Source organism: Bradyrhizobium sp. ERR14 (genome assembly GCF_014198235.1).
GTDB lineage: Bacteria > Pseudomonadota > Alphaproteobacteria > Rhizobiales > Xanthobacteraceae > Bradyrhizobium.
Genome location: NZ_JACIHD010000044.1, coordinates 1 through 14,037 on the forward strand (window position 1 = coordinate 1; position 14,037 = coordinate 14,037).

Sequence of the window (14,037 nt, forward strand, 5' to 3'; positions counted from 1 at the left end):
CCTCCAAGAGCCGACCACCCATGAATCATTGAAAAATTGATTCGGAATCCCATAAAACGCGACAAAATCAACAATTTGCCAAAGCAGTGCTAGCTAGTACGATCAGGGCGCCGGAGTGCAAGGTCCGCACCGATCCCCTCAGCACTAGCCAGAAGGCGAAGTCTGCTTGCTTCCAAATCCGCTAGCCGCGGTCACATTGGCCCCCCTTGAAATTTGAACGGCTCCGCGTCGTGAAACAGTGCCGTCGCATCGCCCGTGACAGTATGATCCTCGTTGCGGCCGAGATCCAGCTTTCTCCCCCTTCCAGTTGCAGGCGAGAAGTCGATCTTCTTGAGATCGGCCCAGACCGTATTTGGCGTTAGCACGGACTCGAAGAAGTAGAGCTTTTGTTGCTGATCGGCGACAGTGCGCCAACGAGTGGAGGAGACGTACGGCTCGTTTGGCATCTTGATGCCGTAGGGAACCGACACATTGCGGATCACACTGAAGACGCTCGCCAGAGCATGGTTCCGGTTTTCGTCCTTCGGAATCGCGTTGACGTAAAATTCTGCGCGGGCAAGGCGACCGGAGGAGCGATTCGTGCCGGGCAGGAACGAAGTACCGCCAATCTGCTCCCAATAGCTCTTGAGCGCAAGTCGCGGCCGTTTACCACGATGCTGGCAAGCTCCTTGACTGAATCCGGGAGCCCATCGGCGCTCAGCCTCATTTCGCGAATCTCACGATGACGCTGTAGTCCTCCACAGCCCGCCTCGTGTCGTTCAAAATGAGGTCGCCCGATTGCAGCCAGGCGTGGGCACCAAACGGTGGCTTCTTCACACCCACGAGGAGCTCGAGCTATGCGATGTAGGGATAGAAAAAAAGATATCCCCCCGCGGAATCCTCAAGGCAGCGCGGGCGGCGAAACCGAAGGTTCCGAAGATGTTGGAATACGCTGGCGTAGCAATGGATTGTTTCGCCTCTCACGGATACGGGTGCCGTACCGTGACGTGAGGCACGAAGAAAGTCGAGTTGACGAGCGATGTTCTGGCTGCGAATGGGGCGAGCAGCATGAGCCGCACGCGCATAGTGCCACACCAGATGGAGGGGCGGGACGAAAGCTGGCAGTTAATTCAGACAATCGCGCAACTTTGCTGTCGTCTCAGTCAGCCGTTCACGCTCCTCCGGACAAGCTACAGATCTGGTAGCCATGCTGTAACGATTGGATTGCAGGTCAAGGATCGGCGCGTGGCGGCTGTCTGGCGATCATACAGCTCCGCTATCCAAGGTTGAGCGCGGTAGCTGTCGCGCTGGTCTCGATGAAGCGGAAGCTCATGTCCGGGTTCCGGAAAAGATCGCGATCGACTTCCTAAGAAACAGCCGGATCGGAGTCGCCTGGAACTGCCTGTAACTCGAAGCCGCGAGTTTTGGTTCGGCGCTGAAGGGTAGCGAGGACACGGCCGCGATGTTGCTGCTCATAGTGATCCGCACCAGGATCTCCGCAGGGCATGCCGTGCCGGAAGGTCTTAAACTGCGATCTTGCGGGCGGTCGCTCAACGCCTTTAACTTACCCATACGTGAGGCCAGTCGGCGATAGAATGCACCGAGCGCCGTATCGCTCCACCCGACGGTTGTTACTGCCAGCCGCAACAGTGCGACTGCCCGACTGGACGATCTCCGTGTGCGCCACGAGAACACCTTGCAGCTAGAGACTTGGTAGCCTGGTGCAGGCACAGCCAGGAGGCGAAGTGCTTGGGCCTCGGTCGAAGCGGACGCCAAATGCCCACGCTGCTTAGCTTTACATTTCTGCATCTGAAATGCGGGTCAGCATCCTCACGTGCGGTCCCGCCCGTTTGAAGATCGGCTCCCAAAAGGCATAGGCGTTCTCGACGAAACTCTCGGTTACGGTGAACTTCGTGAGCGCGCCCCGATATGCGGCCTGTCGCCGGCAGCCCTGCCCCTCGACAAGATGCCAGATGAATTGAGCGACCTGGCGTGCGTATGTGCTCGGACGACCTCGGTGGTTGGGTACAATCTCAAGCCGCATGGTCCCGGCGTCACGCGTCTCCGGTTCGGTGATATTAGCAAGCCAGATGAAAATTGATGGATCAATGCTCGCGGCATAGCCGTCCCGCTTGAGCTGCTGATTGATGATGGAGAACGCGCTGGCGGCTTCTCTGAGGCATTCGCTCAGGATGAAGTTCGCCTGATTCTCCAGCTTTCCGCAGCGAAGATCGTCCAGTAATCTGACCGCCTCGTCAGTGAGCCGCCGCATATATCGCGGTTGCGGCTGCTTTGCGCTGTCATTTAGTTCCTCCTGCACGAACAATTCGACCGCATCGGCGTGGAACTCTGTTGCGGCTTCTTTGAGAACGGGCAAAAACTTGCTTTCAAGGCAGGAACCGCCGACGTCTTTCGACGCCGCTTCATTCAGGCTGGCTTTGAGGTTTTCAGAAGCCCTGTCTTGAGAGTCCTCGACAACCTTTACCATCATCTCGGTGGTACTGTCGCAATCTATGAGTTCGTCCTTACGCGGCGCCGCCGCATTCCGAGATTCAAGCACCACAACGTGAATCGGAGGGGTCGCTTGCCTTGCAAGGATTGTTTGATCAGACGTATTCGCGCCTATGTGCTCCGAGCGCGGATTGGAAGGAGCAATCTCGCCGGACAACACAAACAGGCCATCGTCAACGGCTCGGCTCGCCGCCGCGGTAAGATCCACCAGCGAGCGTCGCGCACAGCGCATCTGCCTAGTACGCCGCTTTTTCGCTTGCGTGTGGCTCATGATCTGATGACCTCTCGACAAGCTTTTTCAAGACCCAGCGCCACAGCTCACGAACTTCCTCCGAGGCTCTTCCCTCTTGTGCAAACTCGGTCACGCCTAATCCTGCCCCAAGCGCGTCCTGGTGGTCATTGCGCTGTCCGACATAGGGAAGCGCAAGCACCCCGAGCGAATTGAGCGACGTTGCAGCTTCACTCAGGCGACAGCCCCGCGCTGGCGTCTGATTGAGGACGAAAGCAAATCGGCGGTTGAGCCTACGAATAGCAATCAGCGTCGGTATCGCAGCTTCGATGTCGGCCGGACTCGGACGCACCGGGATCAGGCAAAGATCGGCCCTCGCGATAGCGCGCATGGCCAGTGCATTGTTTGTGGCGGCGGTATCGATGACCGTAAGCGAGATCCCGTCAGCTTCAAGGCTGACGAGCGCCCCTTCTATTTCGGCGGGATCGGCGACCCGAACGACCCGCGGATAGGGATTGCCGCGCCGCTCTATCCATTTTGAAATCGTGCCTTGTAGATCCGCGTCGACAATTGCGACGCGCTCCCCGTTCCCCACCGCTGCGACTGCAATTCCGACCGCCAGCGTGCTCTTGCCGCTTCCGCCTTTTTGGGTGACCAGAGCAAGGACGTACATTGCCTACGCGTCCAGACAACAACGACATGAAACGCACGATTCGTCGAAAACAACTAGCTTACCAATCGGTGACCTACCATTTCCCATTGTGAATCGCATCAACAGCGGCGTGGAACTCACAGCCAAATCAAGCCCACCCACTAACGATATACCGCGTGATAAAGGCCAGCCGGTCCATACAATGCACCAATCGCGGGCATCCCACGGCCAGGCCCGAGCGTTTGAAGATGGTGCAACGTCCGCTCGAAGTTTGCGGACCGCCGGATAGATTACCGCAATAAAATCGATCGGCCTCCGACGCTGTCGAGATATCCTTGTCCTGCGACCAAGTTCGCCCACTTCACAGACCACCGTTTGTGACACAGAAAGAATAGTAATCGCGTCCAACAGCCGGAGTAAGCCTACAAGATCATGTAGTTGTAGTACTGCTGTTTACACGGCTTTCTCCTGAAGACCGTCGCTGACACCGGTGAAGCCATGTCGACAGTTGCCAGCGCAATTCGGCGCCTTTGGTGCCGACGCTTTCTTGCTCTTCTGGTGATCATCGCGGTCATTGCTTTTATCGCGGTCCTGACCAGCCCCCAGCTTGGCGCGACAATCGAAGCTCTGGAGCCGCCTGGTCTCCCTGAGCCGGTTCTCGTGAGCGAGCAAGTTTCGCTCGATCAGGGCTGGAACGCCGAAGACGCCGATCGATTCCATCACAAAGCCCAGGGCACGCAGACCTTGCCAATCCCGCTGTCATGGTTTCTCGCGCTGGAAGCGCCGCAGAACTCGCCCTTCGCTATGCCCTTCTTCGAACGCGAACGCTTTGCCGACAACCGCTATTTACTGCGGTTCGGATTCATAAAATCTGCTAAAAGCGAGAACAATGAATACGGTTTGCCGATCGGATTTGCGTATTCGCCGTTTCAGTCGATCCGCGGACTTGCGCGTAAGGACACTGCCGTCGGATTGACCTGTGCCGCGTGCCACACCGGCCAACTGATCTTCAAAGACAAGCGCTATGTCATTGAAGGCGGCCCCGCCGTAACCGATCTCGGTCAGTTGACAAATGCGCTCCGCGCCGCGCTCGCACAGACCGCCTTGTCGGCAAAGTTGCCCTTCTTCGACGGTCGCTTTAGGCGGTTCGCGAAGCGCGTTTTAGAAACCGAGTACAGCGATCTGACACGCGTTCAACTATCCAAGGAACTCGATGGAATACTTGGTGCTCTGGTCGATCAGCCCGCTGGGATCGACGTCACGGAAGGGTTTACCCGCCTCGATGCGCTCAATCGCATCGGCAATCAGGTGTTCGCACTCGACAACAAGCGCTAAGGCAACTACGTCAACATCAACGCCCCTGTCAGCTACCCGCACATCTGGACATCATCATGGTTCGATTGGGTGCAGTACGACGCCTCAATCATGCAGCCATTGGTACGCAATGCCGGCGAGGCGATGGGTGTTTCCGCGGAGCTCAACCTCACGGCACCGCCCAAGCAGGGACGCTTTGCCAGCAGCATCCCCTTTGATAATCTGCACTGGATTGAACGAAAGCTCGCTGGAAAGGACCAGCCGCTGGTGGCGAAGGCCTTCACCGGGCTGAATGCGCCAACTTGGCCCGACAGCTTTCCTGCGATCGACAAAGCCAAGGCTGCCGTGGGAGCCCAACTCTACGATAAATATTGAGCGGCTGCCATCTTCCAGCGCTGACCCCGGACATCGTGCACGGCAAGGCCCCTGACTCGGAGTTCTGGAAGAACTTCGGCCCTATCCGCTGGCGCGGCCGGGATGGGCAGGAGAAGCAGACGAAGGAATCCGTACTCAACGTCAAGATCATCAAGCAAAGCCATATCGGCACCGATCCGGCCCAGGGCGACGTGCTGCGCAATCGCACCGTTGACACCGCCGGCAGCGAACTGGCCCGGGCGGGCCATAGCAGCCCAGGACTCGGCCTCGACATCGATGTCTGCCAACGGAAGGCTGACAATACGCTGGATACGATCCAACTCTCGGACCATGCGATGCAACTCTACGCGCTTGCGCTCGGCGCCGTGGTCCAATCCAGCATCGACGAGTGGCTTCGGTCGACCGGGACCGTCCACGCGGAGATCGAAGGCGATCGGCCGAACTGTCTCGCGGCAGGTTTCGGCTATAAGGCGCGTCCGCTGAACGGCGTATGGGCGACTGCGCCGTTCCTGCACAACGGCTCGGTGCCGACGATCTACGACCTTCTCAGCCCGGTTGCAGAGCGCCCGAAAGTGTTGCTGCTCGGTGAGCCCAGCTTCGATCCTGTCCGCGTCGGTATCGTGGCGCGGACCGCCGCTCCCAAAGGCAGGACCTACGACAGCAAGGGCTACTTCATCCTCGATACGTCGAGGCCCGCCAATCGCAATACTGGCCACGAATTCTCGAACGACAAGCATGAGGGTGTCATTGGCCCTGCGCTGTCTCCCGAGGAGCGCAACGCGATCATCGAGTTCCTGAAGTCGATCTGAAATTGATTGGGTCAGCTCCAACTGGAGCAGCATCGAGGACCATCTCGCTCCCGCAGGGGGAAAGGTGGACGGAAGCCCGGATCGACCGACCAGGCGAAGCTTTTCTCGAGTTAGGGTGCGGCGGCAATGGCGGAACAGAAACAGGGGCTGGCGGCGAAGTTCTTGAAATGGATGATCGCCAAACATCCGGATGCGTTGTTCGCACTAATTCGGCGCGTCAGGCCCAACCTAGCGTTGGGCGCCGCGGGGCCCGTGTTCATCACCCGCTTCCCCGACGTGCAGGAAGCGCTGAGCCGGCCCGACATCTTCAACGTCACCTATGCGCCGATGATGGACCCTTCGGTCGGCCCCTTTATGCTCGGCCGCGACTGCACCGAAATCAACCAGCGCGACAAGGGTATCATGCGCGCCTTCATGCGCATGGAGGATCTGCCGGCAATTCGCCAGAAAGTGCGCAGCCTCGCCAATGCGTCCGTCGAAAAGCAGCTCTATACCCAGAACCAAATCGACGTGGTCAGCACGTTGTCGCGCCTGGTCCCCATTCAGCTGACCGGAGAATATTTCGGCTTTCCCGGCCCCGATCTGGCGTCGATGTTCCACTGGTCGCGCGCCACGCAGTACGACATGTTCCACAACCTGGACAAAGATCCGAAGGTGCATCAGGACAACATTGACGCCGGGCAGGAGATGCGCACCTACCTGACACAACTGCTCCCGCAACGGCGCGAGCAACTGAAAAATGGCGCGCCGCTCGACGACGTGTTCAGTCGCTTGCTAAAAAGCCATTTTGACGATTCGATCGGCTTCGCCGACGAACGCATTATAACCAATATGATGGGCACGCTGGTCGGTGGAATCGAGACGACCTCAGCGGCCATCGTACAGCTCCTCGAGCAGTTGTTCATACGTCCGAAGATCCTGAAGAAGGCGATCGGCGTCGCCTGCAGCAATAACGATCAATTGATGTATCGCTATTGCTGGGAAGCGCTGCGCTTCAACCCGATCAATCCGTTCGTGGTGCGCCAGTGCCGGACCGATTACCGGATTGCAAAGGGCTCGCTGCGTGCGGCAACAATCAAGGCCGGCAGCACGGTGCTGATCTCGACCCGGTCGGCGATGCGCGACGGCTTGCAATTGCCGGCGCCGTCCAGCTTCGCCATCGACCGCCCGGAGTCGGTCTATATGCATTTGGGCTACGGGATGCACACCTGCCTCGGCGACCAGATCAGCCGCATCCAGATTGCGGAAATCGTTCGTCGCATCCTGCAAATCCGGGGCGTGCGTCCTGCCGCGGAGATTGACTACGCAGGAGGGCCGTTTCCGGAGCGTTACCCGATCACCTACAATACGGCCGCCTGAAGGGCGGACTTCCCAGCAGCGAGCCGCGACTAGCGACTGGCCTGCAATATCCAGCGGCGAGGCGATTGCCGTTAGCACTTCGCGAATGGCTTGAGCATAGTCGCTCCAGTGCCAGACCAACCTAGATCGCTGGCGCGCCGGTTTGAACGAAAGTCATTCGACTTCAAGAGGAATGGCGCAGCCACCATGTCTCGTGCCCAAGCGCTTTGCGAGCGCCCCGAAATATGTTCCATTCTCTTAGCTCGAAGCCGAGATATCCACGCCGATAGACCTGACCACAGGCCGCCTAAGATCCTTTCGGCTGCGACTGAGGAAGATCACCTACAGAGATCTCTGCGGCCTCGGGATCCTCTGCGCGTTCCCGATGAGCTTGCGCGTCGCAAGTTTCTTCGCCGCCACGAAAGCTCGAAGCGGTCGCCGACCAAGTTGACATCCTTTGCCTTCAGCGCCCACGTCCGGATAATAACCTGAAACCCACGTAATAATGATGCTGCGAACTTGCGGGACGGAACAACTAGATTACCCGGCGCCCTTCAACAGTTGGTTCACGGCGCCGCAAGCGCCCGCAGCCCCCGATAAGGGATGCGCAGCTTTTGTAGATTTTGCAGGTGTGTAGGTGTCGATGATGCGCCCGAGGCCGCCGACGGTACATTTCGCGGCCTGGCGCAAATGTGCTTTGAGCTTGGCGAAGGCATTCTCGTAAGCGGCAAAGAGATCCCATCTGGCGGAGTGGGCGAGCGATCGGCGATCGGCTGCGCGTGAGCTGATGTGAGCTTCTATGCCTGCGCCTAGTTCTGAAACTAGAACCTGCCATATGATCGAAGCGGTCGCCGAGCGTCTTGAGGGAGCGCCGGGGCAGCTTCGCGGACGCTGGTGGGATGATTCAAGGCACAAGTGGTGGCAGAGCGCTGGAGCCCGGCGCCAGCGTATCGGCGATCGCCCATCGGATCGGTATTCACCCGTCGGAGCTCTTCGCCTGGCGTCGCGATGCTCCGATGCTCGGGCCGAACGAACCTACTACTCGCGGCCTTCGAGCCGCGAAGCCGCGATGGCGTGCATGTCAGGGATCGAGATTTCCATTGGCGAGGTGGTCGTGCGCGCCGGCATCGATGTCGACGAGGCGCGCACTTGCAGCGGGTGATCAGGGCGATGCGTTCGGAATGATCCCCTCTGGTGTGAAGGTGTTCCTCGCCAGCCATCCGGTCGACTTCCGCAAGGGCATCGATGGCCCCGCTTGTGCGCGATGCCGGCTCAGATCCGTTCGATGGGGCGCTTTATGTGTTCCGTAGCGGACCTGTCGCTCGACAAGGAGATGCTGCAGGATGTGATCCGCCGAAAGCTATGAAACCTGGCCGGATGCGCAAGCTGGTCGATGAAATGTTCCGTGAGGACACTCTGTTTCTTCCTACGGCAACTCACGCTCGACGTAGCGACCTCGTTTCCATGTGCTCCCGCTTTCAAGTTAGACCAGAAAGCGGCAGCTGAGATGCGGCCCCTTAGCGGTACAAACGCAATGCCAGCCCGGCAGAGCTGCCCAGTCTGCCGCCATAGTACGCTAAGCCGGCGCTCCTGCGATCGCACGATTTGTCTGGGCCGACAGGAGGGATTTCACGATAAACTGCATCAAGAAAATGTCTGTCGCGGGTATCGTTGCTTCCGGGGCGGCCGCTGGTTCGGGCGCAGGTTTATTAGCTACGGCCCTCCTTCTTCTCGGCTCAGTGTCGCTCGCCGAGAGCCCGGAACACGCCTTGTTCAGGCAAGAAGGTGGTATTTCTCATTGTGAGAATGGTAAGTTTGCTCGCAAGAACGGAACAGTTAGCTGGTCACCTTCGGCAGAAGCATGAAGTGAATTGGACCCGCGGAGCGGGACGGCTTGAACCGGTTTGTTAGTTGGAAACTGACCGCTCCTGATCCCTTTCTATCACGCTGCCTGCTGCAGCCGCAGTCAACGCGTTGTCCACCATGTCCACAGCCTGCGCGGGCCGTTTGTGAAATCAATGTGTGTTGGTCGTTGCTGCAAGCGTCATGGTACTCTAACGGGTAAATTGCAAGCTCTACAGTTGCTCGATCCGACCATACGTTGGATGATGTGAGCGGTCGTAAGCAGATAGTCTTGCGTTCTCGCCTCCGGCAGCTCGCCTTCGGCTTGATGAAACACACGCCTACTTCATCATCGCTTCCACCTCTGCGCGAAAGGCTTGGCGCGAGGCGTCGCGTGAATAGAACATGTGGCCGCCCGAATAGGCCACGAGTTTGACGCGATCCACCGCCGAGGCAAAGGGCGGCAATTGATCGAGCGCCATCTTCGAGCCGAAATAGGGCGTGACAAGATCGAACAGGCCGTGTCCGACCAGCACGTTCATCTTCGGGTCCGTCGCAAGCATCTGGCGCAGCTCTGAAAGCGATTCCGGGGCGCTACCGTTGCCAAAATTCCAGGCCGGACTGACGCCGCGGTTGAGCAGTTCATAGGAGCCGTCCGGCCGCCAATTAAGCTTGCGCGTCAAGACATCAACGGCGGCACTCGCCAGCGGCACCGCCACCGCATCCCCCGAGGGATCGCCGAAGCGGTGGCGATCGGAGTCCGGATAGGGATCGAGGCCGCGCGCGGAGGCGTCATAGCCGCCGGTCACCTTGCCGCTCTTGCGATCTAACTCGCGGCGGAATTCGCCGACGCCAAAGCGCCCGGCCAGCCGTCGGCTTACGGCCTGGTCGATGCCGGTCAAGGCGGCGACTTTGTCGGCTAGACTATTGGTGGCCTCCCTGTCTGCCTGGCCTTTGACGAGGTCGGCCAAGAATTCGCCACGCGCGTAAGCTTCGACGTCTGTGAGATCGGCGCGTGTGACCGCTCCCCTGCCTTCGCCGTTGGCTTCGCGGGCCACCGCGACATAGCTTGGCAGCGTCGCGACATATTGCAGAAGGCTCGTGCCTGCGACGCGGTAGTCGAACAGCGGCGAGACCAGGATCAGGCCCTTCACGCCGACGCACTGCTGAATCCGCAGATTGCGCACTACCTTGGGTCCGCGAATGCCGCCATAGCTTTCCCCCGCGATATATTTCGGCGAGGAGAGCCGCTCGTGCTTTTCGAGCCAGCGGCGGATCACAAGCGCGATCGAACTGGCATCGCCATCGACCGAATAGAACCGCTTGCGCACATCCTCGCCTGTCGCCACGAAACGGCTATAGCCGGTGCTGACGGGATCGACGACACGAGGTCGGTAAAATCGAGCCAGGTCTCGGCGTTGGGCCTGACCTCCGGCGAGGCCGACGGCGTGACGGTCTCCGCATCGATCGGCAGCCGCCAGGGCCCGGCACTGCCGAACTGCAGCCAAGCGGAGGATGAGCCGGGGCCGCCATTGAAGAGGAACGTCACCGGACGCGTGGCTCGATCTGTGCCGTCGAGCTGATAGGAGGTGTAGGCAATATCGGCCTGCGGCTCGCCTTTGTCGTCTAACACGCAGATCGAGCCCGCAATCGCGACAAAATGAAGCGTCCGGCCCGGCAGCTCCAGCGTCTGTTTAGTGGTGGAATCCCGCGGCAGGCGATGCTGATCGGCGATCGCTGGCCAACTCGGCGTGCTGCCGCCGCGCGCCCCTGGTGTTTCCCAAAGCGGCTCTAGTCACTTAGCTGAAAACCGGGAACAACAGACCTACCAAGGCTAGTAGTCTCTATTATTGGGCAAGGCGTCGGCGGATTCCCTGCACATTCGCCTGGTCGTTCTTCAGTTTTCAAATCTACCCGTCAGATCGAAAGGCCGGCACGGCGGACGGCCCTCACGGTACACTGGATCCGCCCCAGCGGATCGGCGTATTGCTGTTTGTCCTCCGGACCAAGTTGATGGCCGCCATAGCATCCGCCTTGTGGTAGAGCCTTCCAGACTGGCAATCTTCCTGTTGTTCACTACGTCAGCCTCCAACGCCACTGCTGATTTAACGTCCCTATAGAGGTGGACGATATTGGAATGTGAACCGCCCCGGGTGAGTTGGTCCCGGTTGTCTGAACAGAATTTCCGCGTCGATAAGTGGTGCCTCTGCCGGGGTTAGGCTGCCATGCGGATAGGCAGCCAGGTGAAGTAGGCTTGATCCGGTGTGCCGGCGTCAAGGCTCGAATGTGGCCGGCGGCGATTGTACAACAAGGCTCAAGAACGCCCACAGGACCCTTCTTCGCGAAGTTCTTTATCGACATCATCCCTGGTTTGGTCGGCGAGTTTGCGTTCATGGAAGGGTCGAGAAGGCTGATGATGTCGCTTTCCGCTGCTCTCTGGATGGGTCGCAAACCGATGGTTGCCTGGAAGTTCCAGCGTGGACGTTCGATCGGACGGCCTGCCCTGACGCCGAGCCTTTGACAGTTCAGCCGTTTGTCAGCATTGACGCACTTGCGGCGCTCTCTGCGCTTCTCGATCTGGCGTTGAAGGATCGAACGCCATCAGCTGCCCTGCTTTCTTTCGTATCCAGAACCTCTCACGACCAGAAGCGGGGAGAGACTCATGTCACGGCAGACGGCAATGCCAGGGAGCGGGTACCGACACGATCGACAACCGCGCCAGCAACAGCAGATGGATCTGTTCGGGAGCGGCCAGGCCCCTCCTCGTGCGCGTCGCTACGTCGCTCGTGGGGGCACTCCGCGCCCCGCACGGGGCCCTCCTATGGACCGCCGGAACGATCTCCGAACCAACCCGCCAGCCTTGACCAGAGACAATTTCCGGCACACATAAGCCCGTCTGTCGTGTTCGTCTCCAAACTGATCGCGATCACTGGAATCCGTGATCACCACCGCCTGGAATACCTGATCGCCATCCCCGGAATCCGCAAGCTAGGAAGCAAAGCGGCGTTCCTATCTGGAATCAAAAGAGGCCGCCTCTCGGTAGCCTCTTGCCGGTTGCAATGTTGATCGTGCTGAAATGCCAGTCCGGCCGCCTTATTACTACTGATTCCCGGTGTAATGTGGAGTCAATGCGGTGTTCAATCATCGAAGCCGCGCAAGTGTCCTAATCTGCCATCGCGGATGTCCTAATTAGGACAGCCCCCGCTTTGATAGAGGCATTGCCTCGCCCCCCCCCCCGCCGCATACCGATCAATGCCGAAGATGGTTGCCCCTCAAATTTCGCAACATCAACTCCTTTTTCTGAGGAGTTGCCTTTGCGTGTCGGGCCTCGCTGAATCTGCAGCACCGGCGCGAGCTACTGCGGCTTCCAATCCAGCAACAAAGGAAACCTGATATGATTCCTATAGAGGAGTCCTTTATTCGAGCGGTAACGTTGCTTGACGGTCCAAAACCGACCGAGCAACGGACTGAAATCGTCGCCCACTTGGATACTATTGTAGACTATGCGCGCGACGATGCCGAGGAGCGCCTAGCCCATAGTTTCAAAGAGATGACCCTGAACCACCTGGACAGTATTGGTCGAGATACGTCGACCATTGTTGAGGAAAAAATGGACCTGGCTCTGATCGCCACCGAAGAATTGATTATAGCTATCGTCGAGCGCAACCGGCGGGGAATAGGATGATCCGGACGATGTCCATGCAGGAACTTGCAACCGGGCAATACGGCGGCCGTTGGTCGCGAGCAGATAAGCATGAGAGGCGACGACCTCCAGCAAAGACATGCACGCAGCGCCATCGGACCAAGCAATAACCTTCAAAGTCACGGACGGCGCGTGACTGGAAGCCCTTCGATCGAGGGGTTCATGGTGTACTTGTTCGGGCCCGACGGGAATATTGTGCACTCCGCAAGACTGATTTGCGCTGATGAGGAAAGGGCTAAGCAGCGAGCACAGCAATTAGCCGAGACCAATAGGGTCGAGCTTTGGCAGCTCACTCGCAAGATTGCGAGCTATCGGTCACGCGCGAACTGAGGCGCTTGGTTTGCGCAATCCTCGCTCTTACCAAGTGGTTCTACAAAACTCAAGCAGGGGGGTGGCTCAGATCGTTCCGACTGGGAAGGCTTTTGCGGTCACGTTTCGGTGAGACATTGGGGCATTATGCTTCGCCAGCGTCAGCGGCCGAGACTTGGCGAACGGAACATGCGCTTGGCCTTCGGCCGGAGACCCATCAAACCTGGGCATACCGGAGAAGATTAGCGAGTGGCAGCGCGTGCGGTGACTTACGCTCCCCGAGGGTCCTCACCTCTGGTGATCACCGCCGTTTGGATCGTCCACACTTGGGCGCGATTCGGCACCGTTCGGCTGCGCGCGTCAGGCGCTACCCCTGCCACGCCCGCACTACCATTTGAAGTTAGCGGCCACGTGACTCGGCGCTTATCGCCCACGCATACACAGAGGAAAAGCGCTGGCCAGCCTCAAAGCAGCGGAAGAAGCCGACCGGGAGCGTATCGCTCGCAGAATGGGCATAACCGTCATAACGGGCTTAGCCCGTGAGCCGGAAGCAGTGCGAACGCGGCTCTGCGCCTGACGGCCTGGGGGCATGATGAGGCATTATCCTGCCGCATCCGCACTGCCAAATTGAGTTCGCGGCCACGTGACTCGGCGCCGACCGTTCTGGTGCCATTGCGCTGTCCCTGCCATGGCCCGTTAACCACAGCGGCTCTGTATCCGTGCTAGCTTACCAAAAGCTGACGAGACTGCGCGCCCATCGATCAAACGAAATGCGACCCGTGTGGGCCGTTCAAGCCGGGCGGCCTATAAAATGCCTTAAAGGCTTAGCACTACTTTGGCAGAATGTGTTTGCGCCACTGTTTTTCAAGGATTTTCTTTCAGCAATATGGGCACTGCTGAGACGGCGGCCGAAGGATGAGATCGACGATGGCGTGACGTACGGCGGGCATGGTTGGCTGGGGCGGAGGCCCGTTGA

General features: G+C 59.0%; 9 protein-coding genes and 2 pseudogenes. 6 read left to right on the forward strand and 5 right to left on the reverse strand.

Annotated elements, in window-relative coordinates:
- Window positions 1-191: 191 nt before the first annotated feature.
- The 4 genes and pseudogenes from GGD62_RS39965 to GGD62_RS39980 all read right to left on the reverse strand — a co-directional run.
- Window positions 192-638, reverse strand: a pseudogene (locus GGD62_RS39965) (linear amide C-N hydrolase); the annotation flags it as partial.
- A gap of 64 nt (window positions 639-702) precedes the next feature.
- On the reverse strand, window positions 703-822 hold the full coding sequence (locus GGD62_RS42055; protein WP_183714675.1) for a lasso peptide biosynthesis protein: 120 nt from the start codon (window positions 820-822) through the stop codon (window positions 703-705).
- 952 nt (window positions 823-1,774) lie between these two features.
- Window positions 1,775-2,761, reverse strand: coding sequence for a hypothetical protein (locus tag GGD62_RS39975; RefSeq protein ID WP_210318078.1), 987 nt, complete (start codon window positions 2,759-2,761; stop codon window positions 1,775-1,777).
- Window positions 2,727-3,392 (reverse strand): ParA family protein, encoded by a 666-nt coding sequence (locus GGD62_RS39980; RefSeq protein ID WP_183714679.1) that lies wholly within the window; start codon window positions 3,390-3,392, stop codon window positions 2,727-2,729. Before GGD62_RS39980 ends, GGD62_RS39975 begins: the two co-directional genes overlap by 35 nt.
- Window positions 3,393-3,869: 477 nt before the next feature.
- Here GGD62_RS39980 and GGD62_RS41350 point away from each other — a divergent pair, with 477 nt between their 5' ends.
- The 5 genes from GGD62_RS41350 (at window position 3,870) to GGD62_RS42060 (ending at window position 8,517) form a co-directional block, all read left to right on the forward strand.
- The gene (locus tag GGD62_RS41350; RefSeq protein WP_246800534.1) at window positions 3,870-4,706 is read left to right on the forward strand and encodes a di-heme-cytochrome C peroxidase; all 837 of its coding nucleotides are present in this window, start codon (window positions 3,870-3,872) and stop codon (window positions 4,704-4,706) included.
- 69 nt (window positions 4,707-4,775) lie between these two features.
- Entirely contained in the window at window positions 4,776-5,060 is a 285-nt protein-coding gene (locus GGD62_RS41355) for a hypothetical protein (protein WP_246800535.1), read from the forward strand.
- Window positions 5,057-5,869 carry a di-heme-cytochrome C peroxidase gene (locus tag GGD62_RS41360; RefSeq protein ID WP_246800540.1) on the forward strand — a complete coding sequence of 271 codons (813 nt, stop codon included), beginning with the start codon at window positions 5,057-5,059 and terminating at the stop codon, window positions 5,867-5,869. Before GGD62_RS41355 ends, GGD62_RS41360 begins: the two co-directional genes overlap by 4 nt.
- 126 nt (window positions 5,870-5,995) lie before the next feature.
- Window positions 5,996-7,228 (forward strand): cytochrome P450, encoded by a 1,233-nt coding sequence (locus GGD62_RS39990; protein WP_183714682.1) that lies wholly within the window; start codon window positions 5,996-5,998, stop codon window positions 7,226-7,228.
- A gap of 878 nt (window positions 7,229-8,106) precedes the next feature.
- Window positions 8,107-8,517 carry a transposase gene (locus GGD62_RS42060; protein WP_183714685.1) on the forward strand — a complete coding sequence of 137 codons (411 nt, stop codon included), beginning with the start codon at window positions 8,107-8,109 and terminating at the stop codon, window positions 8,515-8,517.
- 873 nt (window positions 8,518-9,390) lie between these two features.
- Here GGD62_RS42060 and GGD62_RS40000 read toward each other — a convergent pair.
- A pseudogene (locus GGD62_RS40000) lies at window positions 9,391-10,820 on the reverse strand (S10 family peptidase); the annotation flags it as partial.
- 1,623 nt (window positions 10,821-12,443) lie between these two features.
- On the opposite strand from GGD62_RS40000, the gene GGD62_RS40005 reads away from it, so the two are divergent.
- Window positions 12,444-12,734 (forward strand): hypothetical protein, encoded by a 291-nt coding sequence (locus GGD62_RS40005; RefSeq protein ID WP_183714688.1) that lies wholly within the window; start codon window positions 12,444-12,446, stop codon window positions 12,732-12,734.
- Window positions 12,735-14,037 lie beyond the last annotated feature (1,303 nt).